Annotated in this window: 18 protein-coding genes; 8 read left to right on the forward strand and 10 right to left on the reverse strand. The window is 41.9% G+C overall.

Annotated features, from left to right (window positions below; genetic code table 11):
* The gene (locus ACSLUR_RS13495) at window positions 1-666 is read left to right on the forward strand and encodes a DUF2982 domain-containing protein (protein WP_448555365.1); all 666 of its coding nucleotides are present in this window, start codon (window positions 1-3) and stop codon (window positions 664-666) included.
* A 41-nt stretch (window positions 667-707) separates the two neighbouring features.
* Here ACSLUR_RS13495 and ACSLUR_RS13500 read toward each other — a convergent pair whose 3' ends face one another.
* The 4 genes from ACSLUR_RS13500 to aroG all read right to left on the reverse strand — a co-directional run bounded on the left by ACSLUR_RS13500 (window position 708) and on the right by aroG (window position 6,111).
* The gene (locus tag ACSLUR_RS13500; RefSeq protein WP_448555367.1) at window positions 708-2,864 is read right to left on the reverse strand and encodes a transglutaminase TgpA family protein; all 2,157 of its coding nucleotides are present in this window, start codon (window positions 2,862-2,864) and stop codon (window positions 708-710) included.
* 6 nt (window positions 2,865-2,870) lie between these two features.
* Window positions 2,871-3,857: a DUF58 domain-containing protein gene (locus ACSLUR_RS13505; protein WP_448555369.1), complete on the reverse strand. Its 987-nt coding sequence runs from the start codon at window positions 3,855-3,857 to the stop codon at window positions 2,871-2,873.
* A 137-nt stretch (window positions 3,858-3,994) separates the two neighbouring features.
* The gene (locus ACSLUR_RS13510) at window positions 3,995-4,921 is read right to left on the reverse strand and encodes an AAA family ATPase (RefSeq protein ID WP_116000208.1); all 927 of its coding nucleotides are present in this window, start codon (window positions 4,919-4,921) and stop codon (window positions 3,995-3,997) included.
* A gap of 140 nt (window positions 4,922-5,061) precedes the next feature.
* Window positions 5,062-6,111, reverse strand: coding sequence for a 3-deoxy-7-phosphoheptulonate synthase AroG (gene aroG / locus ACSLUR_RS13515; RefSeq protein ID WP_448555371.1), 1,050 nt, complete (start codon window positions 6,109-6,111; stop codon window positions 5,062-5,064).
* 304 nt (window positions 6,112-6,415) lie between these two features.
* On the opposite strand from aroG, the gene add reads away from it, so the two are divergent.
* The 3 genes from add (at window position 6,416) to deoD (ending at window position 8,419) form a co-directional block, all read left to right on the forward strand.
* The gene (gene add / locus ACSLUR_RS13520) at window positions 6,416-7,411 is read left to right on the forward strand and encodes an adenosine deaminase (RefSeq protein ID WP_448555373.1); all 996 of its coding nucleotides are present in this window, start codon (window positions 6,416-6,418) and stop codon (window positions 7,409-7,411) included.
* A 21-nt stretch (window positions 7,412-7,432) separates the two neighbouring features.
* Window positions 7,433-7,603, forward strand: a complete 171-nt coding sequence (locus tag ACSLUR_RS13525; protein ID WP_116000205.1) for a XapX domain-containing protein — start codon at window positions 7,433-7,435, stop codon at window positions 7,601-7,603.
* 111 nt (window positions 7,604-7,714) lie between these two features.
* On the forward strand, window positions 7,715-8,419 hold the full coding sequence (deoD, locus tag ACSLUR_RS13530; RefSeq protein ID WP_448555375.1) for a purine-nucleoside phosphorylase: 705 nt from the start codon (window positions 7,715-7,717) through the stop codon (window positions 8,417-8,419).
* Window positions 8,420-8,631: 212 nt separating this feature from the next.
* Here deoD and ACSLUR_RS13535 read toward each other — a convergent pair whose 3' ends face one another.
* Entirely contained in the window at window positions 8,632-10,893 is a 2,262-nt protein-coding gene (locus ACSLUR_RS13535) for a TonB-dependent receptor (protein WP_448555377.1), read from the reverse strand.
* A 93-nt stretch (window positions 10,894-10,986) separates the two neighbouring features.
* The gene (locus ACSLUR_RS13540; protein ID WP_448555379.1) at window positions 10,987-12,201 is read right to left on the reverse strand and encodes a phosphopentomutase; all 1,215 of its coding nucleotides are present in this window, start codon (window positions 12,199-12,201) and stop codon (window positions 10,987-10,989) included.
* Window positions 12,202-12,585: 384 nt separating this feature from the next.
* On the opposite strand from ACSLUR_RS13540, the gene udk reads away from it, so the two are divergent.
* The 4 genes from udk to ACSLUR_RS13560 are packed head-to-tail and all read left to right on the forward strand — an operon-like array spanning window position 12,586 to window position 15,903.
* Window positions 12,586-13,239, forward strand: coding sequence for a uridine kinase (gene udk / locus ACSLUR_RS13545; protein WP_116013417.1), 654 nt, complete (start codon window positions 12,586-12,588; stop codon window positions 13,237-13,239).
* A gap of 8 nt (window positions 13,240-13,247) precedes the next feature.
* The gene (locus ACSLUR_RS13550) at window positions 13,248-14,492 is read left to right on the forward strand and encodes a NupC/NupG family nucleoside CNT transporter (RefSeq protein WP_116000201.1); all 1,245 of its coding nucleotides are present in this window, start codon (window positions 13,248-13,250) and stop codon (window positions 14,490-14,492) included.
* A gap of 15 nt (window positions 14,493-14,507) precedes the next feature.
* Window positions 14,508-15,293, forward strand: coding sequence for a deoxyribose-phosphate aldolase (gene deoC, locus ACSLUR_RS13555; RefSeq protein ID WP_448555382.1), 786 nt, complete (start codon window positions 14,508-14,510; stop codon window positions 15,291-15,293).
* Between the two features lie 34 nt (window positions 15,294-15,327).
* Window positions 15,328-15,903 (forward strand): thymidine kinase, encoded by a 576-nt coding sequence (locus ACSLUR_RS13560; RefSeq protein ID WP_448555384.1) that lies wholly within the window; start codon window positions 15,328-15,330, stop codon window positions 15,901-15,903.
* A gap of 147 nt (window positions 15,904-16,050) precedes the next feature.
* Here the strand turns inward: ACSLUR_RS13560 and deoA are convergent, their stop codons facing one another.
* The 4 genes from deoA to ACSLUR_RS13580 form a co-directional block, all read right to left on the reverse strand.
* Entirely contained in the window at window positions 16,051-17,364 is a 1,314-nt protein-coding gene (deoA, locus tag ACSLUR_RS13565; protein WP_448555386.1) for a thymidine phosphorylase, read from the reverse strand.
* A 62-nt stretch (window positions 17,365-17,426) separates the two neighbouring features.
* Window positions 17,427-17,831 (reverse strand): cytidine deaminase, encoded by a 405-nt coding sequence (locus ACSLUR_RS13570; protein WP_116000197.1) that lies wholly within the window; start codon window positions 17,829-17,831, stop codon window positions 17,427-17,429.
* Window positions 17,832-18,044: 213 nt separating this feature from the next.
* Complete coding sequence (locus ACSLUR_RS13575) at window positions 18,045-21,203, reverse strand: TonB-dependent receptor (protein ID WP_448555389.1); 3,159 nt, start codon at window positions 21,201-21,203, stop codon at window positions 18,045-18,047.
* A 398-nt stretch (window positions 21,204-21,601) separates the two neighbouring features.
* A complete protein-coding gene (locus tag ACSLUR_RS13580) occupies window positions 21,602-24,733 on the reverse strand; it encodes a TonB-dependent receptor (protein ID WP_116002367.1) in 3,132 nt (1,043 codons plus the stop codon).
* Window positions 24,734-24,775: the final 42 nt, after the last annotated feature.

The raw sequence follows: 24,775 nt of genomic DNA on the forward strand, positions 1-24,775 counted from the left end.
ATGCCAGAAATAAAAATTAAACCGATAGCCAACAATCATGGGCAGTTTTTAACCCTACTCGGGGTTATAGGTTTACTTGTAACAATTGCCATTAGCCATCACTTTTGGAGTGAGTTTAGGCTAGTGATCACCTTGTTATTACTGGCAAGTTTAGTGACTTTATTTGTTGGCTTAACAAAGCGATTTGAACCTGAGTACAGCCTGTTAATATCGCCGCAAGGCATCAAGTTTTCGCACAAATATGGTGGTTGGAAACTGCCGTGGACTGATGTGCTCCGTTTTGACCAACTTAATGTGCAAGTTGATTTAGACCGCCGAATTTTACCCTACATAGGTATCAGGCTAAGCAATTGCGACAGTTTAGTTGAATCAATTACCCCAAGACTGGCAAGCCGGCTTCCTCATGAACAGCGTCCATTGTTAACCATGGCAATAACACAATCACTGTTAACCATTGAACAGGCACAAATTAATTTTTCCCCTTATAAGCATCATGACGACTTGCTTAAAGGGCCAATTGCGTTATACATGCACCACACGCAAGCACTTGCAAAAGCGTATGGCTATCACGTGTATTTGCCATTGTCTGCGTTAGACCGAAGTGGCGAAGAATTTATACAATTATTAAAGCAATGCCAAACGCACCGTCATCAATACTCGCCATAACAAACGCTTTACCCTTAAAGGCTTGGCTCTGCGCTTAACGTTTAGCCAAGCGTTTTATTGCACTCGCGACAAGTCTGAATAAACAATTTTTCCTGCGTTTTAAATTCATCGTGAGACAGCGTTTGATACCTTAGAAGATCGTGTAACTGACAAAGCTTAGCGAACAAGATACTCGCTTCATTATGATGGGCCGCAATTAGCGGTACTAGACTGTTAGGCACCTGATGCGGCGCTCGTTCAACACCTTGCTCGGCTAATTTCACTAACAACTTGTTAAACTGCCGTTGCCAGCGAGGCAATTTAACTGATGGTTGCTGATATACACCCCGCAACCAGAGCAGTAAGAACATTAGCAGAAACACACTCATCACGATGGCGGTTGACTTCCAAAAACTGCCGCTACCGAGTAATTCGCGAAGAAAACGTGATTGTTTATCCACACTGTAACTCAGTACCAAGCGATTCCATTGATAATCTATTGCTTCTATTTGCATGCGAATATTGGCTAACCACGCAGCACTTGAAAATGCTTGCCAACTAAATGCGCCAGCTAAATTAATTCGTTGTTCCCTAAGGGCGTCAGCCATATTATCACTGACCCTATCCGGACTTACCGCAGAGGTTGGATCAACCGCTACCCAGCCACGACCTTCAAGCCACACCTCTGTCCACGCGTGTGCATCATATTGATAAATGGCGTAATAATTACCCTGTTCATTGCGTTCCCCACCTAAATATCCGGTCACCAATCTCGCTGGTATACCCGCTGAGCGCATTAAAAAGGCGAAACTGCTCGCATAATGCTCACAAAAACCTGATCGGGTATCAAAATAGAACTGGTCAAGGCTGTTATTTGAAAGTAACGGCGGGCTTAGCGTATAGAAATACGCTTGCTCTCGAAATTGCGCTAAGACATGATTGATAAGCGCTTGCGGATTTTGGTATTGCGCTGCCAGTTCGCGTCCTAGCGCTTGTAATTGCGGGTTAGCATCATCAGGTATGCGCTTATAGAAACGTTGAAATGCCTCAGACATTTCGGGCTCACGTATCGCATTCGGAAAACTAGTTACCTGATAAGATTTTGTTTTGGTTAATGGCTGATTATTAATTAGCGAAAAATCGTTAAGCTGCCTAGCATCGTTTCCCGGCGCCAAAGCTGTATCTAGGGCAAATAGCCAATGTTGATTGCTTTGCTCTGCCATCACTTGATAAGTGTAAGCGCGCCGATCATCCGAAGATATCTGATATTCAGGCTCACTAGCCAAATAAAGCGGTGGTTTGTTATTTTGGCTTCGGCTCCATCGTTGACCGTTATAAAATGGCATAGTCATCGCGCGCCAATACATTTGTGTTTTGGCGGGTATAGCGCCTTCAAACTGGACACGAAATGCCAACTCATCTGACAACGCGAGTTTCGCAATATCACCAGGCCTTACATCACTACCTAACCCAGTTTTAGCCGTGTTCGCTAGCGGTACTTGCCAAAATGGTGACAAACGCGGGAAAAAAACAAATAGCGCAACGGCAAGTGGAATACTTAGCAATAGCAGCTTACCCGTTTCGCGATAAGCGATAGGGATGCCAATAGCGCTGGCAAAGACTCGGTATAACAAGGCGAAATTTAAGGTTACTAACATGACAACAAGCGCTGCGAACCAAATGTTTTGCGTAAAAATTAAGGCGCATGCATGTAAAAAAAGACCAATGAGAATCAGTTGAAAGAAATCAGCCCGTTTGCGAATTTCAAAAGCTTTGATGGCATAAGCAAAGCAAATTAAGTGCACCATGCTTGACAGCAAGCCCAACGACTGACCGTTAAGAATAATGATCCCTGCACCAGTTAAAGCAAATAATGCAACAATCAGTCGTGGCGTTGCTTGTATTTTTCCTTGCCGACCCTGACCTCTAGTTAGGCGACTAGCTTGATGTTTAGCTGTGCTAATTCGGGCAACTTGCCATAATAGACTTAGTGCGATAAGTGCTAGCATCCAAGTTGTTAACTCGGTAACGAATAAGGCTAATGTTAAGGTTTGAACTAGCAGCAGTAGCCAGCAATTAAGTAAACTTAACTGATAATGCTCTGCACCTGAGCGATTTTTAAAATCAAATACCGAAAAATTCACGCGCTTTTCATTTAAAAGTTGCGCTAAATTTTTTGGTCGTTTGTTGGGGTTAGTTTTGACGATTGAATCCAACATTAGCCCCTATCCATTAAACTCAGCTAATGCGCGTAAGCATTGTTGCTTATGTTGTTCACCGTGATCGGCGTTAATATGCTTTTGTGTAAGTGACAAGCCAAAAGAGTAACTGGCTTGGCTATATTGCAACACCAAGTAGCATAAATAGGACAGTTTTTGCTCTATTGATACTGGTGGCAGCATGTCTAATGACAAATGTCGCCGTTGCCCAGTTAATTGATGGTAGTGTTTAGTGAGTTTACCTTGTCCGCGTGCTAACTGTTTCCATGCGACACGCGACATTGACTCGCCCGGTTTGAATGATGCCAATTCTTTAAACTCATCACCCTCACGATGACTCACTGCCAACTCACCATCTTCCGCCACGCTTGGCATCTCCAATAAATGTTTACTGGCTATCGCTTTAGGGTGAGGATAAACCACTAGCTCATGACCAAAGTCTAGCCAAGACCAAACCCGAAACAGACCAAACGCATGTTCGCTTAAGATCTTTACACGACCAGGTGAGATGATGCCGCGCTTGTTTGCATGAAAGTAAATGGTGACCTCTGTTTGACGGTCTTTAGGGTTTGAATTTGATGTTTTACCTGCGTATTTAACCTGTGTGGTTGATTGATCTTTAAACCCGAGCGTCAAGCCATGTTTTGCTGAGTTGGCATCAAGCGTTATTTTTACCGGTATATCCTGCCCTTGAAAGCCCTGTGCATAGCGCTCTGCTCGTATCACTAAGCCTTTTAAATTAAAAAAAGCAGTCAGTTTTACCGTAATAAAAAAGCTGCCCATTAAGTAGCTTAGCAAAATAATGACATTGTTTTGATAATTCGTCCCAAGCAAGAAAAGTATCAATAAAACAAGGATATAAACTAAGCCAAAACGAGTAGGAAAAATAAAGATATTACGATTAGATAATTCAAATTCGCTTGCAACAGGCACTCGTACTGTCAGCCATTGATTGAACTTATTTGCCCAGTATTGTTTAAAGGTATTTATCATCTAGCTACGCTTATTGATCAACTCAAGCTATTAATTAACAAGGGGGATTAATCAACTTGGTTTAAACTTTTCATTAGTCGCAACACCAATTTAATAACCTGATCTTTGACACTAACGAATAATGCTTACTGATACGGTCACGATAATGGTGATAGTACATCTACTTTTTTCATTACTTCTAACGCTAAACCGCCATCGCGCGCCAACTCAGTGACACCTGCATCTAATCTATGTTCACATACGCTAGTAAAAACCGCTTGAACATCTTCAGGTAATAGGTAATTACGTTGATGGATAAAAGCCCAAGCTTTAGCTGCATTGAGCAATGCTTTGCCTGCGCGAGGTGATAAAGGATTGGCATTAAAATCACTTGAGCGTGATACATGACTGAGCGCAATAATATATTCCAGCACAGCTTCCGACACACTCACTTCATTAACCGCTTTTTGAATATCAGCTAGTTGCTGATGATTCAGGACACAATCTGCCTGCTCAACTTTTTGTTTTAACCCTTCCCCTAACAATATTTGTTTTTCTGCTTCAACATCAGGAAAGCCGAGCGATAAACGCATCATAAACCGATCAAGCTGAGACTCTGGTAATGGGTTTGTACCAGCATGAAACAGCGGGTTTTGTGTTGCGATCACAAAAAATGGCGAAGGTAATTCATGCGTCACACCATCAATGCTTACTTGATGCTCTTCCATCGCCTCCAAAAGTGCTGACTGTGTTTTAGGGCTGGCTCTATTAATTTCATCGGCGAGCACGAGTTGGTTAAATATAGGACCATGATGAAGTACAAATTGCTTTTGCTCAGCGTCAAAAATAGAAATACCTGTCACATCGGATGGCAGCATGTCACTGGTAAATTGGCAACGTTGGTAACTTAAGCCAAACACTTTAGCTAATACTTGAGCAAGCGTGGTTTTCCCCATGCCCGGCAAGTCTTCAATTAACAGATGCCCTTTCGCTAACAAACACGCTACTGCAAGGCGAACCTCTTTGTCTTTGCCTAGCACGACACTATTTACTTGGCTAATAACTTGATTAATTAACTGATCCATATACCTATGTATTTAACGATTAAAGCCTGTGCACACTATCGCAGAATTATTAGACAAGCACAAAAAAAGCCGCTACCTGTTCAAGTTAGCGGCTTTTTGGAGATAGTAAATGTTATTGTTTACAAATAAAAACTGGCAATCTATTTGTTACGGGTTGCAACCGCATCATTTAGTTGAGCAAGCAGCTTTTCCGTGTCTTCCCAACCGATGCAAGCATCAGTAATACTTTGACCATAGTTAGCAGCTTTACCATCAACTAAGTCTTGACGACCTTCGACTAAATGACTTTCTACCATAACACCAAAAATGTCTTGGTTACCTTGAGCAATTTGTGCAGCGACGTCATCGCTCACTAGCATCTGATTTTCAAACTTTTTCTTGCTATTAGCATGGCTAAAATCAATCATGATTTTAGTGTTCAGCTTGGCACTCGCTAGTTGGTCTGTTACCTCTTTAACGCTGTCTTTATCGTAATTAGTCTCTTTACCGCCGCGCAAGATGATATGACAGTCAGGGTTACCTGCGGTTTCAACAATGGCTGAATGGCCGTATTTAGTTACTGACAAAAAGTGGTGTGAAGCACTTGCTGCGCCAACGGCGTCAACTGCAACTTTGATGGTGCCATCGGTACCGTTTTTAAAACCAACCGGACACGACAGGCCAGAGGCTAATTCGCGGTGAACTTGGCTTTCCGTAGTACGAGCACCAATGGCTCCCCAACACATAAAGTCGGCCATGTATTGCGGGGTGATCATATCTAAGAATTCACCGGCAGTGGGTAAGCCAATATCATTAACATCAAGCAACAACTTTCGCCCCATGCGCAGGCCGTCGTTTAACTTAAAACTGTTATCGAGATAAGGATCGTTAATAAGCCCTTTCCAACCAACCGTTGTGCGCGGTTTTTCAAAATAAACTCGCATCACAATTTCAAGATTTTCTTTATACTTTTCGCGAAGCTTAACTAATCGTTGGCCGTATTCAATTGCCGCTTTTGTATCATGAATAGAACATGGACCAATAACGACAAGTAAACGGTCATCTTTACCATTAAAAATATTACTTATTGCTTGTCGGCCTTCAAATACCGTTGCCGACGCTTGCTCGGTAGCTGGAAATCGTTCGATTAACGCTACTGGTGGTAATAACTCTTTGATTTTATTAATGCGGATATCGTCGGTTTGGTACATGTGTATTCTCTTACTACTTAACGTTTGCTTTGCTTGAAACAAACTTTTGTTTAACGTCTTTGTCTATTTTAATTACTATTTCTACGTCTAGACGCCTAAATAATTAATCCCGCAGTTAATCTAGCAGGAATAACTGCAATAACCAAACGAAAATCCCCCATTCACTACGAAAAAAGCGGTATAATGTTGAGCAATTGCAACTTGCACAACAGACTGGCTAATTAGCAGCCTATAATCATCACTTGCTAAGCCATAGCCAAGTAAACTTACGTACCTATTAAGTACTGATAAAAATAAGGAAAATATGACCAGCTACAACCCAAACCTGCCACTTATTGATCTGCATCGCCATCTCGATGGTAACATTCGTCCGAAAACCACTTGGGAACTTGCTCAGCAAAACAATATTCAATTGCCAGCCGCAAACCTCCAAGACTTTTTACCTCACGTACAAATCCAAGAAAGTGAACCTGATTTACTCTCGTTCTTAGCTAAATTGGATTGGGGTGTCAAAGTGCTAACGTCATTGGATGACGTAAAACGCGTTGCTTATGAAAATGTTGAAGATGCTTACAATGCAGGGTTGAGTTACGCTGAACTTAGATTTTCGCCTTTTTATATGGCAATGACCAATAAACTGCCTGTGGCAGACGTTGTTGCTGCAGTCGTCGATGGTATTAAATCAGGCCAACAAGATTATGACATTCAAATTAATTTACTCGGTATCCTTAGTCGCACCTTTGGCATTGAACACTGTACAACTGAGTTAAACGCCCTACTTACTCATAAGCAACACATTACCGGCATTGATCTGGCTGGTGATGAAACCAATTTTCCTTGCGAAATGTTTGTTGATTTATTTAAGCAAGCGCGTAACGCGGACATGCGCATTACAGTACATGCGGGTGAAGCCCAAGGCCCAGAGAGCGTTTGGCAAGCTATCAACCTATTGGGCGCAGAAAGAATTGGCCATGGTGTGAACAGTTATCAAGATAAAGATTTACTTGACCATATGGCCAAGTATAATATCGGCCTCGAATCTTGCCTGACGTCTAATTTTCAAACAGGTACGGTCAGTGATTTACGTCAGCACCCTATTACTACTTTCTTAGCAAATGGTAATTTAGTGTGTTTGAACACTGACGATCCAGCTGTTGAAGGAATAGAAATTAAGCATGAGTTCGAGTTAGCGAAGCAGTTGTTTGATTTTTCCGCTGAGCAGTTCACCAAACTGCAAGAAAACGCCATTACCATGAGTTTTCTTTCCGACAGTGAAAAGCGAGCACTGCGTACAAAGTAAACTATGCGCTAAGGAGCATTTATGAGTGAAGTGCTTTTATCTTTAGGCACAGGTGCTTTAGTTGGGGTAATTTTTTCCCTGTTTAAGCTACCATTACCTGCACCACCAGTAATTTCAGGCATCGTAGGTATTTTTGGTATTTACTTAGGCAGCGTTGGCTATCACTGGATTGTCGAACGATTCTTTAGCTAACAAATAACAAAGCACATTATTATTTTTTAAACGCTTCAGTAAAAAATCCTTGATAGCAGAACCGATTCTGGCTTGAAACTTACTGAAACCTCATCAACACAAGGTTTTATTATGGCAACACCACATATTGAAGCTGCTGTCGGCGACTTCGCCGAAACAGTACTAATGCCTGGCGACCCACTACGCGCCAAGTTTATTGCAGACAATTTCTTAGAAGACGTAAAATGCGTCACTCGTGTACGCAACATGTTCGGTTTTACCGGCACATACAAAGGCAAGCTAGTTTCTGTGATGGGCTCAGGTATGGGCATTCCATCAATTTCAATTTACGCGACCGAACTATACAAAGAATACGGCGTAGAAAAAATTATTCGTATTGGCTCATGTGGCGCAGTACGTGACGATATTAAGGTTCGTGATATTGTTGTTGGTATGGCAGCAAGCACGGATTCAAATGTAAACCGCAATCGCCTAGACAATTGTGACTTTGCAGCAACTGCTGATTTTGGTTTATTGAAAAATGTTGTAGATACAGCAGAAAAGCTAGGTAAAGATGTTCACGTTGGTAACATTTTTACTGCTGATTTGTTCTACACACCAAAACCAGAAATGTTCGCTAAAATGGAAAACTTAGGTATTTTAGCCGTAGAAATGGAAGCAGCTGGCCTTTACGGTGTTGCAGCAGAGTACGGTAAAAAAGCATTAACTGTATTAACGGTTAGTGATCACATCAAAACAGGTGAAGAAACCACAGCCGATGAGCGTGAAAACACCTTCAAAGATATGATGGAATTAACGCTGGAAAGCGTACTTTAATAGATAAAAAAGGTTTAGCCTTTGACTAAACCTTTTAGCTAAAATCAATTAGCACGTGAAAAGTTAACACATAAAAAAGCCGAACATTAGTTCGGCTTTTTTGTTTATCTAGAGCACTTTTATATTTATTTGAGTTTATTTAAGTTTGTGTCCAAAGAGCTATGAACACAAACTATCAAACATTAAAGTGACTCAACTAAGTAATGTAAAACTTAGAAGAAGTTCGCTTTAAACTCAACACCCCAGAAGCGACCTTCGTTGATGTAACCAGTTAAGTTGTTAAAGTCGATTGCACCAGTTAGTTGCTCTTCGTCAGTAATGTTACGACCGAAAACAGCTACTTCGTAGTCTGCATCGTCACCGTACCATTCGTAACCTACACGAACGCCACCTTCAAGTAATGCATCCCCTTCAAATTCAACAGACTCGTATAAGAAGAAGTTTACTTCACTACGGTATGACCAATCTGAGTAAACGTATAACTCACCTTCACCTAACTCTTTAGACCAACGAACAGATAAGTTGCTGATCCACTCTGGAGATTGCGGTAATGAGTTACCATCAATTAGCGCGAAACCTTGATCGTTAATTGGATCTTTAACAGTACAGTTTGCGCCACAAGGTGCTACACCTAAATCGCTTTGTTGAATTTCAGTGTTGTTGTAGCTCAAGCTACCCGCAACAACTAAATCAGCAGTGATGAAGTATTCACCGTCTAATTCAAAACCGTAACCTACTGCTTTGTCTGCATTTAATAGTGATGCTAAGTTGCCAGTACCACCAACTGCAGTTAACTGTTGATCGCTAACTTCGTAATAGAATACAGAACCGTCTAAACGACCCATTCTGTCAGCTGTTGTTGATTTGAAACCAGTTTCGATTGACGCAACGGTTTCTGAATCAGCTGTTGTTGCATTACCAGAGAACAATAAGTTACGACCTTGGATACTTGGTGCACGGTAACCACGAGCGATACGCGCGTATAAGTTAGTCTCATCGCTGTAACGGTAGTTAACGCTTAAGTCACCTGAAACTTGTGAGTCATCAACACTGGTTGCTTCGCTAAAACCTGGTGCGCCAAATGGAGATTGTACTAAAGTACCGTCCCACTCACGCTCATCATCAGAGTAACGAATACCACCGTTAACATTTACACGGTTAGAAATTTCGTAATCAACAGAAGCGAATACTGCCCATGCTGTAGTTTCCATGTTTTGAACGGCAATACCATTTTGAGCGCCGCCACCTAAGGTGTCGAAACTTAAGTTGTTAATGGTTAAGTCTTCGTCAAAGTAGAATAAACCAAATTGGTAATCTAATTTGCCAAGCTCGTTGCTTGAAATACGAAGTTCTTGCGTTAATTGCTTGTGATCTGGCATTCTTGCGCCAGTTTCTGATGGGAATGGAATAACACCTGGGCCAGAACCGCTAGGTAAGAACGCAGCGCCGTAACCACCATCGATATCGCCAACAGAGAAAATTTCTGCAGACTCATAACCACTAACAGAAGTTAGCGTGTGATCGCCCATGTCGTACTCAAGCTTTAAGCTTGCGCCTTTCATGTCAACTGTTTGCTCGTTGCGGCTTGCCGCATCTTGGAAAACAGTGTCACGATCAAAACCGTCAATCAAGTCATTAGTACCTGGCTTGATGATGTTAGCGCGGAAAATACGAGCATCTGCTTCAGCATCGCGGAAGTGGTAGTTAAACAACGCACTGAATTCGTCGTTTGGCTCCCAAAGTAACTGAACACGACCAGCAGTTTCGCTGTAGCCACCTAGCTGATCTTTAGCTTCAAAACCAGGCGCTTCGTTGTCGATGTAATCGTCACGATCTTGTTGAAGAAGTGCAATACGGCCAGATAATGTATCAGTTAAACCGCCACCTACTGCTAAGCGTAGGTCAGTTGAACCATAGGTACCGTATGATGCAGACACGTTAGCATCAAAATCTTGCGTTGGCTTTTTAGATTGAACTTTAACGATACCAGCAGTCGTGTTACGACCGAAAAGTGTACCTTGCGGACCACGCAAAACTTCAACACGCTCAATGTCAAACATTGGCATACCTTTAGTTAATGCGTTTTCTAGTACTACATCATCGTAAACTAAAGAAACAGGTTGAGAGGCTAGTAAATCAAAATCCGTGTTACCTAAACCACGAATATAAAAACGCGGGAAAGTACGACCGAAAGAAGATTCGATAAGTAGACTTGGTACTTTACCTGAAAGTGCACGTACATCCATACCAGATGAACCTAACACTTCTAGTTTTTTAGGCGTTAATGCTGATACCGCAATTGGAACGTCTTTTACGTTTTCAGTTCTTTTACGAGCGGTTACTTCAATAACTTCAACACCAACGACTTTTTCTGCTTCGGCTTCTTCAGCTTGAGCATTAAAACTAATCGCAGTGGTGGAAAAAAGAGCGGCGTGCACACAAAGTGCAAGTGAAGACTGCTTCAACAGTTTCATTATATTCTCCCGAAGGTTGCGTAAGTAATAAGCAAAAACGGGACTAGCTGTTATTTTTTTGTGCGCGAGCCCCGACTTCGAGTAAACATTCTACTAGCTAAATTTTAATTCGTCTAAAAAACTTGTCCCGTAGGAAAGTTTTTTGACCTCAAATATTTCAACTATTGTTTGGCCAATATCGGCAAATGTTGTTCTTTCGCCCAAATTTACTGACTTTATCGAAGAATGATAAGCAAGTACTGGCACATATTCGCGAGTATGATCTGTACCCTGCCAAGTTGGGTCACAACCATGATCTGCTGAAAAAACGAGCAAGTCACCCGGTTGCATTGCTGCTTTTATCTCCACAATGCGTTTATCAAACGCTTCAAGCGCTTTACCGTATCCAACAGGATCACGACGATGACCGAAGTCTTGGTCAAAATTCACTAAATTAGTGAAGATTAATGAATTGTCTTCTGCTGTATTGATATGCTCAATCGTAGCGTCTGTTAATGCATCAATTCCCGTTGCTTTTGTTTTAATTGAAACACCTTGGTGGGCGTAGATGTCAGCAATCTTACCAACACTAATTACCGTACCGCCTGCATTAGTAATGTTATCAAGCATGGTTGGTGCCGGTGGTAAAATAGAATAATCGCGACGATTACCTGTGCGTGTAAATGATTTTGCATCATCGCCAACAAACGGACGCGCAATAACACGACCAATATTCATTGGTTCAACAATTTTTTGTACTGTTTCACAGTACTTATATAAGTTGTCTAAGCCAAAATGCTCTTCATGTGCAGCTACTTGGAAGACGCTGTCAGCACTGGTGTAACAAATAGGTATGCCAGTTTTAACGTGCTCTTCACCAAGCTGTTCAATAATCACAGTACCCGAGGCATGACAGTTACCTAACATGCCTTCAAAACCTGTCGCTTCATTAATTTTTGCCATTAACTCAGCAGAGAAGCTATTTTGCTTATCACTAAAATAGCCCCAATCAAACAGTACAGGTACACCTGCCATTTCCCAATGACCTGATGGCGTGTCTTTACCAGTACTTAATTCCGCAGCGTAACCATAGGCACCATTAATTTGTTCAACCGGTGCGTGGTTTACTCGAGTACCACTTGCTTGCTCTGCCAGTTCCAGCAAGCCCATACTCGCCAATTGAGGTAAATGTAATGGACGTCCTTCTTGTGCCTCAAATTCACGTGCTAAATTAGCAAATGTATTGGCACTTACATCACCAAATTTTTCAGCATCAGGTGCATGACCTACACCAAAACCATCAATGACCATTAAAATGACGCGCGCCATTACAACCTCAACTTTGTGTTAAATCCCAAACGTGGGCATTAAAGAAATTTAATGTTTAAATTATATCCGTTTCGAAGATAAACATTAATAAAATGTGTTTAGTTTAAAGCAGCCAGTCTTGCTTTAAATTTCACTTAATAAAACCAAATAAACATGACCGTTTGGTCAGGATGTGGTAATTTATCAGCTTTTTAGGCAAAGACAAGTTTAATATTGCGCTGATCGCTTAGTTTTCAATCAAAATGACAAAATAGTTGTTCGAATTTGATAACAGACGCTTCAAGCTCTATCAAAATTGAGAAAAAAGCGTCAAAATACGCGACAATTAACAGAGTAGTTTTTATAGCTGCCATAAACTTTCTTTTTAGTGGGATTTCTAACCAAGTGAATGCTGATCAATTAGCAAAACCAACTATTATCGCTGTTGTTGGTGCATCGGCCTCAGGCAAAACACTTTTTGCTCAAACCATATATGATGAACTATTACCTGAGCTAGGAGAGCAAGGTATCTCTATTATTAAGGAAGATTCTTATTACCGAGCGCAAGATGATTTGCCAATGGAAGAGCGTATTCGTACCAACTACGATCATCCAAATGCGTTTGAACATGAGTTATTACATCAACATTTAAGCGATTTAACTGCAGGTAAAGCAATTGAGTGCCCGACCTATTGCTATAAAACGCATACCCGTACAGCAGAGACAGTAACGATCAATCCAACCAAGATTATCTTGATTGAAGGGATCATGTTACTGACTAATGAACAACTTCGTTCTAGTTTTGACATTAAAGTGTACATGGACACGCCATTGGATATTTGCTTGATTCGCCGTATTAAGCGAGACACTCAAGAGCGCGGTCGCAGCATTGATTCAATTACTAACCAATATCTGGAAACAGTAAGACCTATGTATTATCAGTTTATCGAGCCGGCTAAGGCTCATGCTGATATCGTCATAACCCGTGGCGGAAAAAACAGAATGGCAATAGAAGTATTAAAAGCCAAGATTCGCCAACTTACCTATAACAATAATTAGAGGAATTTATGGATTTAACAGCACTGCGTGGCGTGCTGGGTATTGTTGCGCTGCTCGCAATTGCCTATGCACTGTCATACAAACGTCGAGACATTAATTGGCGAACTGTTAGCTTAGCTTTCGGTTTGCAAGTGTTGCTTGGTGCTTTTGTACTTTACATTCCATTTGGTAAAGATGTTCTGGCATCAATGTCAAATGGCGTTCAACATGTGATTGATTCAGCGAAAGCTGGTATCGATTTCTTATTTGGCGGGCTAGGTACTGATGCCATGTTTGAAAATGGTGTCGGTTTTGTTTTCGCTGTTCGTGTGTTACCTGTCATCATTTTCTTCTCCTCACTGATTGCCGTACTTTATTACTTAAACATTATGCAACAAGTGATTAAAGTTATTGGTGGTGGCCTACAAAAGTTACTCAACACCAGTAAACCTGAGTCTTTGTCGGCAACAGCAAATATCTTTGTTGGGCAAACCGAAGCGCCGCTAGTCGTTCGTCCATACATTAAAAACATGAGTAACTCTGAGCTATTCGCCATTATGGTTGGCGGTTTAGCCTCGGTAGCTGGTTCTGTTTTGGCAGGCTATGCCGGTTTAGGTGTTGAACTTAAATACCTAATCGCAGCATCATTTATGGCAGCACCTGGCGGCTTATTGATGGCTAAAATCATCATGCCAGAAACTGAATCACGCGAAAAACTAGAGCAAAACGTTGCCTTTAATGATGGTGAAGAAAAGCCAGCGAATGTTATCGATGCTGCGGCATCAGGTGCCGCATCAGGGTTAAAACTTGCAGTGAATGTGGGTGCAATGCTACTTGCCTTTATTGCGTTAATTGCCCTACTTAACAGCATAGTGCAAGGCATTGGTGGATTGTTTGGTTTTGAAGGTTTAACAATTGAATGGATCTTAGGTTATTTATTTGCCCCTATCGCGTTTATCGTTGGTGTACCTGTTGACGAAATGCTGCAAGCGGGTAGCTTTATCGGACAAAAAATTGTCGTTAACGAATTTTTTGCTTACGCACAATTTATCGAAGTTAAAGAAAGTTTAAGTGTTACCACACAAGCTATTATTACCTTCGCATTATGTGGTTTTGCTAACTTGTCTTCAATTGCCATTTTATTAGGTGGTATTGGTTCAATGGCGCCAAGTCGACGCCCTGATATTGCCCGCTTAGGTGTTCGCGCAATGATTGCTGCAACCTTAGCAAACCTAATGAGCGCCGCCATTGCCGGTGTATTTATCAGTTTATAATTAAAGAGTTTTACAATGAGCGAACAAACACTAAATACATACGCAGAAAAAGCGCTAGCGTTAATGGATTTAACCAGCTTAACCGATAGCGAAGCCATTGCTGATATTGAACATCTATGTGAGCAAGCACATAGCGCTGCCGGTGACACCGCTGCCATTTGTATCTACCCGCGCTTTATTCCACACGCGAAAAAGAAGCTAGCGACCCTCAACGCAGCCAACATCAAAATTGCCACAGTCACTAACTTTCCAGCAGGTGGTGACGACATTGCCATCGCAGTAGCTGAAACAAATGCAGCGATTGCTTACGGCGCAGATGAAGTTGATTTGGTATTTCCATACCAAGCATTAATCTCCGGTAATGAGCAGATTGGCTTTGACATGGTAAAGGCTTGTAAAGCAGCGTGCCAACAAGTAAATGTTGTATTAAAAGTGATCATTGAAAGCGGTGAGCTTAAAACTGATGCGCTTATTCGCCAAGCTAGCGAAATTTGTATCAACGCAGGTGCTGACTTCATTAAAACATCAACCGGTAAAGTAGCCGTTAACGCAACACCAGAAGCTGCAAAAGTAATGCTCGAAGCAATTCAAGCAACAAATCCAAAGGTTGGCTTTAAAGCCGCTGGCGGTGTGCGCAGCGCAGAAGATGCGAAAGTATACATTGATATGGCATCATCACTATTAGGTGAAGATTGGGTTAATGCAGAACGCTTTCGTTTTGGCGCAAGCGGCTTGCTTAACAACCTGCTAGCCACGCTAGGGCATAGCGACGACAACACTACATCAACTAGCGCTTACTAAGCGCTAGGATTTTTAGTAATTGTAAGTTAACGCTATGGCACAACTTTATTTCTACTATTCTGCGATGAATGCAGGTAAATCTACTCACTTATTGCAGTCTGCCTATAACTACAATGAGCGCGGTATGCAATGTGTATTGTTTACCGCTAAACTCGACGACCGTTATCAGCAAGGGAAAATCACATCGCGTCTAGGTATTGATGCCGATGCACAGTTGTTCGATGAAACAACCGATTTATATCAAGCACTTTGTCACGTTAATGAAACGGCAAAAGTAGATTGTTTGCTTATTGACGAATCACAGTTTTTAACCGAGGCACAAGTTAAGCAGCTGACCGATGTGGTTGATTTGTTAAAAATTCCTGTCTTAGCCTATGGTATTCGCACCGACTTTTTAGGCAATACCTTTACAGGAAGCGCTGCCCTACTCGCTTGGGCTGATAAGCTCATTGAATTGAAAACCATTTGTCACTGCGGTAAAAAAGCAAACTTTGTCGCTCGAATCGACGAGTCTGGCAAAGCCGTTACCGCTGGTGAGCAAGTTGAAGTGGGAGGTAACGACAGATACGAGTCGTTATGTCGTAAGCATTTTAAAGCACTGGTTTGGTAAATCGAATTTCAAAATTTGCTGAATGTCAGTAAGTTTCTGAGCCAAGCTTTTTAGCTAGTTAAAACAAAAACGGTCACTTTTTAAGTGACCGTTTTTTATTTTGCGCAAATTGCTAATTAAACTAAAAACCTTATCAACTTTTATTTTTTAATCAATAACTTGATAAATCTCTGGTGAAGTTTCAACAGCTTGCTCACTAAAGCTAAACGCGGCAAGGTATTGCTGACTCGCTGTATCCGCTTGTGCTTTATCTTTACCATGAACGCGAGCAATCACGTCACCTTTTGCTACTTTAGTGCCGATAGGTTTGATCTGATCAAAACCAACACTGTGGTCAATTTGTTGATCGTTCGCTGTACGGCCACCGCCCATGCCGACGATAGTTAAGCCGATATCGCGAGTATCCATACCAGCAATATAACCATCTACTGGTGCAGTTACGTCTTGAATAACATTAGCTTTCGTCATCGACTGCCAAGGTGATTCAAGCAAATCAGCTGGGCCGCCCATGCGATGAATCATACGGCTAAATAATTCAGCCGCTGCGCCAGAGTCTAATGCATGGTTAATTTTTTCTAGTGCCTGTGCTTCATTGTCAGCAATGCCTGTGTTGATCAACATGCTTTGCGCAAGTCGAACAGTTACATTGTGCAAACGCTCTTCACGATATGCGCCTGTTAGATAATCGACTGTTTCGATAATTTCTACCGCATTACCAGCACTGTTACCTAGTACTTGATTCATATCGGTAATAATTGCTTGGGTTTTTACACCCGCGCCATTTGCAACATTGGCAATACTTTGTGCAAGTGCTATTGCATCATCCATGTTCTGCATCATGGCGCCGTTGCCAACTTTAACGTCCATTACTAACGCATCTAAACCAGAGGCAAGCTTCTTCGATAGAATCGAGCCAGTAATAAGCGGAATAGATTCTACGGTTGCGGTAATATCACGAATACCGTAAAGGCGTTTATCGGCAGGTGCTAAGTCATTCGTTTGACCGATAATAGCGATACCCAATTCTTTCACCAATGCTTTAAATTCAGGAATCGTTGGCTGTGTATTAAAGCCAGCAATGGCTTCCAATTTATCAACCGTACCACCTGTATGCCCTAGACCACGGCCTGCGATCATCGGCATGTATGCGCCACAACTACCCACAATTGCAGCTAGCATAAAGCTAACTTTATCGCCGACACCACCGGTAGAGTGCTTATCTACCACTGGGCGATCTAATTCTGGCCAGCTTAATACCGTACCTGAATGCATCATCGCCTGAGTAAATGCAACAATTTCTTGCGTTGCCATGCCTTGTTGAAAAATAGCCATTGCCATAGAGCCAACTTGTGCGTCGTTGAATTGACCATTGGTGATGCCATCAACGAAGCACTGAATTTGTTCTTTTGATAATTCGCCGCCATTGCGCTTAACGCGAATAACTTCTTGAGGAAGTAACATACTTATTCCCTTTAAATTCTTAATTTTGTTTGCTTAATTTTACTTGCTTAAGTTTGAGTCAATTACAAAAGGTCTTTAGGCGTGAAGGCATCAGGTAATAACTGCGCTACCGTCCATGTTTTCTCATTACCTAGATGATTCATTGCCTTAACTTCACACTCTGGTGCCATAAATTCAGCAATAACTTGGCGGCATGCACCACATGGCGGCGTAAGTTTTTCTTGCTCGGTATACACCACTAATTGATTGAGTGTTTGGCTGCCATTAATCACTGCCTGCGCAATGCAGTTGCGCTCTGCACAGACGGTTAAGCCGTAAGATGCATTTTCTACATTACAGCCAAAGAATACGTTACCTTGATTGTCTAGTGCCGCTGCGCCAACGTGGAACTTACTATACGGGGCGTAAGCGCGGTCAAAACCTAGCTTGGCTGATTGCTTTAATTGGTGCCAAGTTTCTTTTGTCATTGTTGTGTACCACTTGCTGTGTATTTGTATTAGATTTCGGGGCTCATTGTGCTAGTTTGACTAACTCAATAGCTGACCATATGGTCAGGTTATATAATAAATGACTGTTTGCATAATTACTAGTTAAAAATTACAAGCTGAAAAACAAAAAACCGCGCTAATTAGCGCGGTTTTTATCATTTTAAAGCGATAACGCTTTACGTATAGATTACCTTAGAAAGTGTACTTAACACCAATCTTAATGCGGTATGCTGAATCGCGTGCTTCAAAAGTGAAGTCATCACTTAAGATATCACCGTAGATGTACTGACCTGTAGAAGCGTCGATGTCCATTTCGATAACTTCACGAGTATCGAAGTTCTGACGGTACACTTTACCTTTTGATGAATCGATTAGGTTTAATAAGTTATTTACTACGAAGTAAACTTCACCCTTGTGACCATCCATTAAGCCAGGTAATTCTTGTGATACGTATAGGTCTAAGTTAGTTACCCATGGAGATTGCGCTTGACCTCGATCTACGTGGCTACCAGCAAAACCAGAAAGGCCTAAGCTATCGAAGTGAGCTAGTACTTCTTGCTCAGTAACACCTTCGTATCTTACGTTAGGATCGTTAGCCGTTGGTACGTATGCTAAGTAGTTACCGCCAAATGTTGTGAAGAAACCAGAAGGTTGGATCAAGTCTTGGTTGAAGAAGCGACCGCCTTGTAGGTTAGTTAGGTCAACTAAGTGGCTGTACGCAGAGCCTGAGTGACGCTCGAAGAATAAGTTAAAGCGTGTTGCATAACCTTCGAAGAACTCAGTTTTGAAGCCTAAGTTAAGCACAAAACGATGCTCTGTTTCGTATGGTGAAGTACCAATTTGCGTTTCTTGGTGATCTAAGAAGTGACCGAAACGGTAGTTACTGCGTGCAGTAGAAGAACCACCTGGGTTACCTTCTGTAATGTCTTGGTTTGTGTAAGACATATCGAAGCTAAAACCGTTATCCCACTCTTTCGCAATACCTGTGCTTAAGATAACTGAGCGGCCATCGCGATCCGCATTGGTTAGCATAATTTCTAATTCACGCGTGTCGTAGAATGGAAGTGCACCACTTAACGTTGAACCAACTACGTCACCTTCTTGAAGCAATGCAGCGTTAATCCACTCTGCTGTGTTTTCTTTCTCAGTGTAGATTGCTGTTGTTGTCCAAGCGAAACCATCACCTAAGTAAGGAATGTTTAACGTCACGTCTGAGTTAAGCATGTAAGTCCACTGTGACGGAATATCGAAGTTAGGATCGATAAAGTTAGTCACACTACCACGCGTACCGCTATCAATAGCTGCGATCGCATCAGGTGTTGGTGTCGTTAAGATATTTGCTGGCGCTTCAAAGTCACGTTGACCAAAGCGCTGTGCACTTACACCATCGTTAGAGTATGAATTTGAAATCCAAACGTTCGGGTTACCACCTGCGAAACGACCAACGCTACCACGGAAAGTAACATCATCGTTGTATAGGTAAGTGAAACCGAAACGAGGTAATACAATGTCAACACCGTCTAGGTTGAAAGTATTGTCGAATCCTGTGCGGTCAAGTAAACCCTGGTTAAACGTAGGTTTGTCATCTGAGCTAAAGCGCTCATAACGAAGACCGAAAGATAACGTTAACTCGTCAGTAATATCCCAAGTGTCGTTCACGTATAGCGCTAAATCTTTACGCTCGAAGTTAGCTGCAACAGCTAGAGGGTCATTACCTAAACCGTTTTCGTACGTGTACTCAGACACTAAACGATTTTCGAAATCAGATAGTGAATCAAATGTCGTTGTACCACGAGAGTTAGGTAAGAATTGGTTTTCAACTTCTAAGATCTTGTAGTCGATACCAAAATCGATTGCGTGATCTTCGTATAAATACGTACCGTCAAACTTTAAAATCGTTAGGTCGTTGCTTAACGAGTTTGAGTGGCGGAATTGGTCAGAACCGAAAGCGATTGAACCGGTTTCACCATCATTATCAGTATCGATATTGTTGATAGTGATATCACCTAAGCCTAGCTCGCTGCGAAGTGAAACTTGGCCTGTTTCTACTGATTTTTGAGTGATACTGATCTCAGATGAGAAATCTGCCGTCCAATCAGAGTAAAGCTTAGCACTGTAGTTCTTTAGCTCTTGTGTGTTGTTGTACCAGTGAGAGTCTAAACGTAGCTCGCGCTCGCTGGTCGTTGTGTTGCGCGTGTCGTTACCTTCGTTGAACATGTAAACGAAGTTAGCACGGTGATCATCGTTAATGTTCCAGTCTAGCTTGATGATGTATTTTTCATCTTCTAGTTGTGGTTGACTTTCAGCAGAGCCAATCTCAGAAACACCGTACACTCGGCTAGCAATTTCTTGCACTGCTGCTACATCACCAACGGTTGCAGTTGTTTTGTTAGCACCTTTACTAGAACCTGCTGGGCCGTACTCTAATACTTGTGGTGAGTCATATTTTTCGTAGGCAGCAAAGAAGAATAATTTGTCTTCTAAAATTGGGCCACCTAACGTGAAGCCATAGTTCTCTTCTTCGAACTCAATTGGAACGTCAACACCATCATTTTTTGGCGTACCCGCTAAAGCATCACTTGTTCTTTCGAAGAACATGTTGCCGTGAAATTCGTTCGTACCTGACTTGAATACGGCATCAACAGCACCACCAGTGAAACCACTTGATTTTGCATGTGTTGGCGCAACGCTTACTGTTACTTGATCAAGTGCATCTAATGGGAATGGGTTACGTTGTGTTGGGTAACCGTTGTTGTTTAGACCAAAGTCATCGTTTAACGGAATACCATCGATACTGATTGAGTTAGTACGCGGGTTAGCACCAGCAATAGTCATTTGGCTTTCGCTCCCCGGCTTAATAACAACTAGCGGGTTGTTACGAACCACGTCTTTAAGATCGCGATTCAAGCTTGGTGTTGAAGTGATATCTTCAGAGTTGAAGTAACTGTCGCTAGCGTTCGAGTTAAATAATGCACGGCTACCAGTAACAACGATAGTTTCTACATTGTCACTTTCTAGTTGACGATCTACGCGTTGCGTTTCGCCCAACGATAGATAAACATTCTTAACTTCTGCGTCGCGGTATTCATCAGAGTCGATAATAACTTTATAAGGACCGCCAACGCGCAGGCCTTTCGCTAAGAAACTACCGCTTTCATTCGTTGTTACCGTTTTACGAGTGCCTGTCGGCTCGTGGATTACAACAATAGTTGTATTCGGCGCTACGTTACCGCTAGGACCGTAAATAGTACCGCGAATACTCGACGCAGTATCCGCAGCCATAGCTGAAGTTGTCATACCAAGTGCGACAACTACCGCACCAGCTATTTTTGAGAGACGATGACTTTTCATCAATTTTTCCTTGGTTTTATTTGGTGTTCGTGAAATACAAACTAAACACTTGTTATGCTTTTTATGACTGGCATCATGAAAGCATGTGTATTTTACAAATTAATTACACTTTGTCTATTTGGACAGGTATTTTTTAGACAGATAATTACAATTAATTAAGACTAAGCAGAAACGAATAAAAAACAAACATACATATATATTTCAACAACATACAGGAATGATGTTGATACTTTGTACGTTTGTTGCTGCATATTTAGACAATTTGATTTCAAATGCGCTGACCATATGGTTGGTTGATTATTAACCGTCCTCATAAATTAGAAGACTTTGCAGCAGGATTGTTGAGTCAAAAAAAACCGCACATGACGTGCGGTTTATTAATTTATATTGGAAATCGATTAGAAGTCGTACTTAACACCTACACGAACTTCCCAAAGAGATGCATCAGCAACACGTGTTTGACCTTGTGGCTGAATAAACTCTTCATATACGTACTGGCCATTGTCGTTGATTGACGCTGCAACCATTTCCTGAGCGCGTGGGAAGCTAGTTTCGTACAACACGCCCCAATCGTCATTTAATAAGTTACCGAAGTTTTCAACTACGATGAAAGCACTTGCTTTGTGACCATCCATTAAGCCTGGTAGCTCTTGAGAGATCTTGATATCAAACTTAGTCCACCAATCGCTGTTGATTGAGTTACGTGGCATGATTCGGCCACCAAACTTGCTCAAACCTTCGCTATCTAAATATGCGAAGAAGGCGTCTTGGTCAAAGTCATCACCAAATACTACGTTAGGATCGTTTGCGCCGTCTGGAATGTATAGTAAGTGACGGTCGATGAAACCAACAGAGTCACCGAACTGGAAGCCACCGTCAAAGGTGTAGCTGTATGGACGACCTTCGTTAGCTGATGCAAATACGCTGAACTTAGTTTCGTAACCTTCGAAGAACTCATGTGTATAGTTCACTTTTAATGTGAAACGATGAGGAATTTCGTAGTTAGACGTACCTAAGCCTGGATTTTCTGGATCCGAGGTATTGTTCAAGTAGTTTGAAAAAGCTACTGAACTGGTCATTGGGCTAACTTCTTTTGTTGCTGTGTAAGCGTAAGCTAATGTCCAATCTAAGCCCCAGTCGTGGGTTTTAGATAGTGCAAGAGAGAATGACTTACGGTAACCAGAGTCACCTTTCACATTCGTTAACATGAAGTCTTGGCTACGACCGTTTGAACTAGTGTAGATTGGACGACCATCTGGTGCGTCAACACCTGTGTCTTGACGCGTGATATCGCTGATAATCGCAGCATCTTTCACGTCTGTGTACAAGTAGTCAGCCATTAATACGTAGTCGTTTGGCAAGTATAAAGTTGCACCAATCGCGTACTTCCACTCTGACGGGATCTCGAAGTCCGGATCTAAGATGTTAATACCACCAGCACCACCTTCGCCGTTAGCAACCGCGTCGAATTGATTTTGTGGTACGTTCCAAATTGGTCGACCATCGCCAGTATGAGGCGTGTTAAATAGCTCAACACCACGGAATTGCGTTTGTGTTTGTACAACACCATTATTTTGGTAGTTGTTACCTAACCAAACGTTCGGGTTACCACCTGAGTAAAGGCCAATACCACCGCGCACTTCTAGATCTTCACGTGGTTGCCAGTTGATACCTAAACGCGGCTGAAGTAAACCTTCACCATCGAAGTTTTGACGGTTAGAGAAACCATATAACTCTTCAATTAGTGGGTTTTCTTCTGGGAAGTCATCACTTGTGTACCAGTCGTAACGTAAACCGAAGGTAACGGTTAAGTCATGCTCGTATGAGAAGTACTCATCTTGAATGTAAGCGGTATGAATCTCATAACCAAATTCAGCAGCGGCATCAGCAGGGTTGTTTGTGCCTGTGGCATTATAGTAATAAACACGTGCAGCTAAACCGTTACGGAAATCGTCGATTGAATCGAAACGGAACTCACCTTCAGTGTGCTGAACGAACAAGTTAAATACGTCTAAACGCTCTTGCTCGTAACCACCAGTAATTACATGGTCACCTACTAAATAAGTACCAGCAATTTTAAAAGTATCTGTGTCGTAAGTTAAACGGTTTGCATGACGAGAGTCATCTGCACCTAAGTATACAGTGGCACGTGAACCATTGTTTTCAGTACGAATTTGTACTTCACCAAAATCAGTACCTGCAAGTGGTGTTACACTTTGTTCAAAATCAGCCGTACCGATACGAATCTCAGTTGAGAAGTTATCGGTCCAATCTGAATTTAAAGAGGCCACATATGATTCAAACTCTGCGTATTGATCATAGTAATGGTTTGAGAATTCAAATTCGTTTGAATCGCCGTCTGATTCGCGAATGGTGTTACCGTCATTGTAGTTGTAAACAATTGAAGCACGGTGCTGCTCATTGATGACCCAATCAAGCTTAGCCATGATTTTTTCATCTTCAACTGGCAAGCTGGTGATTAAATCACCTGGCTCATAGCCGTATACATTGCGAGAAATATCTAAAATTTCTTCGTACTGAGCTTGAGATAAACCAGCTACTGGTACCGCTGCATTTGAATCCGCTGTACCGCGGTCAAACAAGTCAGAGCCTTCTAATTTTTCGTATGAAGTAAAGAAGAACAATGTGTCTTTGATTAACGCGCCGCCTACATTAAAGCCGTAACGTTTTTCATCAAAGTCACCAGTTGCGATATCTTCGCCTTCAAGGCTGTCGCCACGTAATGAATCACTGGTGTAATCGTAGAAGAAACCACCTTCAAGTTCATTGGTACCAGATTTAGTAACAGCATTAATGTTACACGCTGTGAAACCACCATACTGAACATCAAATGGCGCTAGCTCTACGTTAACTTGTGAAATTGAATCGTAAGAGAACGGGATACGAATTGTTGGGTAGCCACCCGAGCCTAGACCAAAGTTATCGTTAGTACGGATACCGTCAACCGTGAAGCTGTTGAAACGTGAACTTGCACCCGCACATTGAATACCATCGTCACGACTTTCGTTAATGTAAATACGAGGGTCGATACGAACTAAGTCTTTAATATCACGGTTGATAGCTGGCGCTGCTTCTAAATCCGCTAAGCCAAAGTTTGTCGAAGGACCTTTTTCACCGGCACTTTGATGCATGCGTGCACCAGTCACTTGAATCGTTTCAAAAGACTGCTGTAGGTTTAAACTAAGGTTTAATGTATCACCTAGTGAAAGATATACATCTTCGATAACTTTATCACCCGCACCACTTTTCACTGATACGATGTATGGACCACCTACTGGTAAGCCACGTAAGTTGAAGCTACCTGTTTCGTTAGAAACTAATGTTTTAACGCTACCGGTACGAGTATCAAACACAGTAATTTCTGCGCCAGAAACTAATTCACCTGCTGGCGACACAACATTACCGCGTAAACCCGCAGATGTTGTATCAGCCGCCATTGCTGATGTTGATAAGCCAAGCGCGACAACTACCGCACCAGCTATTTGTGAGAGACGATGACTTTTCATCATATTTTCCTTGGTTTTATTTTTAATGCTCATGTGAAGTTCACG

This window comes from Thalassotalea montiporae (genome assembly GCF_053485855.1).

What these genes read in the sequence shown, in the direction of transcription:
- ACSLUR_RS13495 (WP_448555365.1), top strand. Translation starts at nt 1, where the DNA reads ATGCCAGAAATAAAAATTAAACCGATAGCCAACAATCATGGGCAGTTT.
- ACSLUR_RS13500 (WP_448555367.1), bottom strand. Translation starts at nt 2,864, where the DNA reads ATGTTGGATTCAATCGTCAAAACTAACCCCAACAAACGACCAAAAAAT.
- ACSLUR_RS13505 (WP_448555369.1), bottom strand. Translation starts at nt 3,857, where the DNA reads ATGATAAATACCTTTAAACAATACTGGGCAAATAAGTTCAATCAATGG.
- ACSLUR_RS13510 (WP_116000208.1), bottom strand. Translation starts at nt 4,921, where the DNA reads ATGGATCAGTTAATTAATCAAGTTATTAGCCAAGTAAATAGTGTCGTG.
- aroG (WP_448555371.1), bottom strand. Translation starts at nt 6,111, where the DNA reads ATGTACCAAACCGACGATATCCGCATTAATAAAATCAAAGAGTTATTA.
- add (WP_448555373.1), top strand. Translation starts at nt 6,416, where the DNA reads ATGACCAGCTACAACCCAAACCTGCCACTTATTGATCTGCATCGCCAT.
- ACSLUR_RS13525 (WP_116000205.1), top strand. Translation starts at nt 7,433, where the DNA reads ATGAGTGAAGTGCTTTTATCTTTAGGCACAGGTGCTTTAGTTGGGGTA.
- deoD (WP_448555375.1), top strand. Translation starts at nt 7,715, where the DNA reads ATGGCAACACCACATATTGAAGCTGCTGTCGGCGACTTCGCCGAAACA.
- ACSLUR_RS13535 (WP_448555377.1), bottom strand. Translation starts at nt 10,893, where the DNA reads ATGAAACTGTTGAAGCAGTCTTCACTTGCACTTTGTGTGCACGCCGCT.
- ACSLUR_RS13540 (WP_448555379.1), bottom strand. Translation starts at nt 12,201, where the DNA reads ATGGCGCGCGTCATTTTAATGGTCATTGATGGTTTTGGTGTAGGTCAT.
- ACSLUR_RS13550 (WP_116000201.1), top strand. Translation starts at nt 13,248, where the DNA reads ATGGATTTAACAGCACTGCGTGGCGTGCTGGGTATTGTTGCGCTGCTC.
- deoC (WP_448555382.1), top strand. Translation starts at nt 14,508, where the DNA reads ATGAGCGAACAAACACTAAATACATACGCAGAAAAAGCGCTAGCGTTA.
- ACSLUR_RS13560 (WP_448555384.1), top strand. Translation starts at nt 15,328, where the DNA reads ATGGCACAACTTTATTTCTACTATTCTGCGATGAATGCAGGTAAATCT.
- deoA (WP_448555386.1), bottom strand. Translation starts at nt 17,364, where the DNA reads ATGTTACTTCCTCAAGAAGTTATTCGCGTTAAGCGCAATGGCGGCGAA.
- ACSLUR_RS13570 (WP_116000197.1), bottom strand. Translation starts at nt 17,831, where the DNA reads ATGACAAAAGAAACTTGGCACCAATTAAAGCAATCAGCCAAGCTAGGT.
- ACSLUR_RS13575 (WP_448555389.1), bottom strand. Translation starts at nt 21,203, where the DNA reads ATGAAAAGTCATCGTCTCTCAAAAATAGCTGGTGCGGTAGTTGTCGCA.
- ACSLUR_RS13580 (WP_116002367.1), bottom strand. Translation starts at nt 24,733, where the DNA reads ATGATGAAAAGTCATCGTCTCTCACAAATAGCTGGTGCGGTAGTTGTC.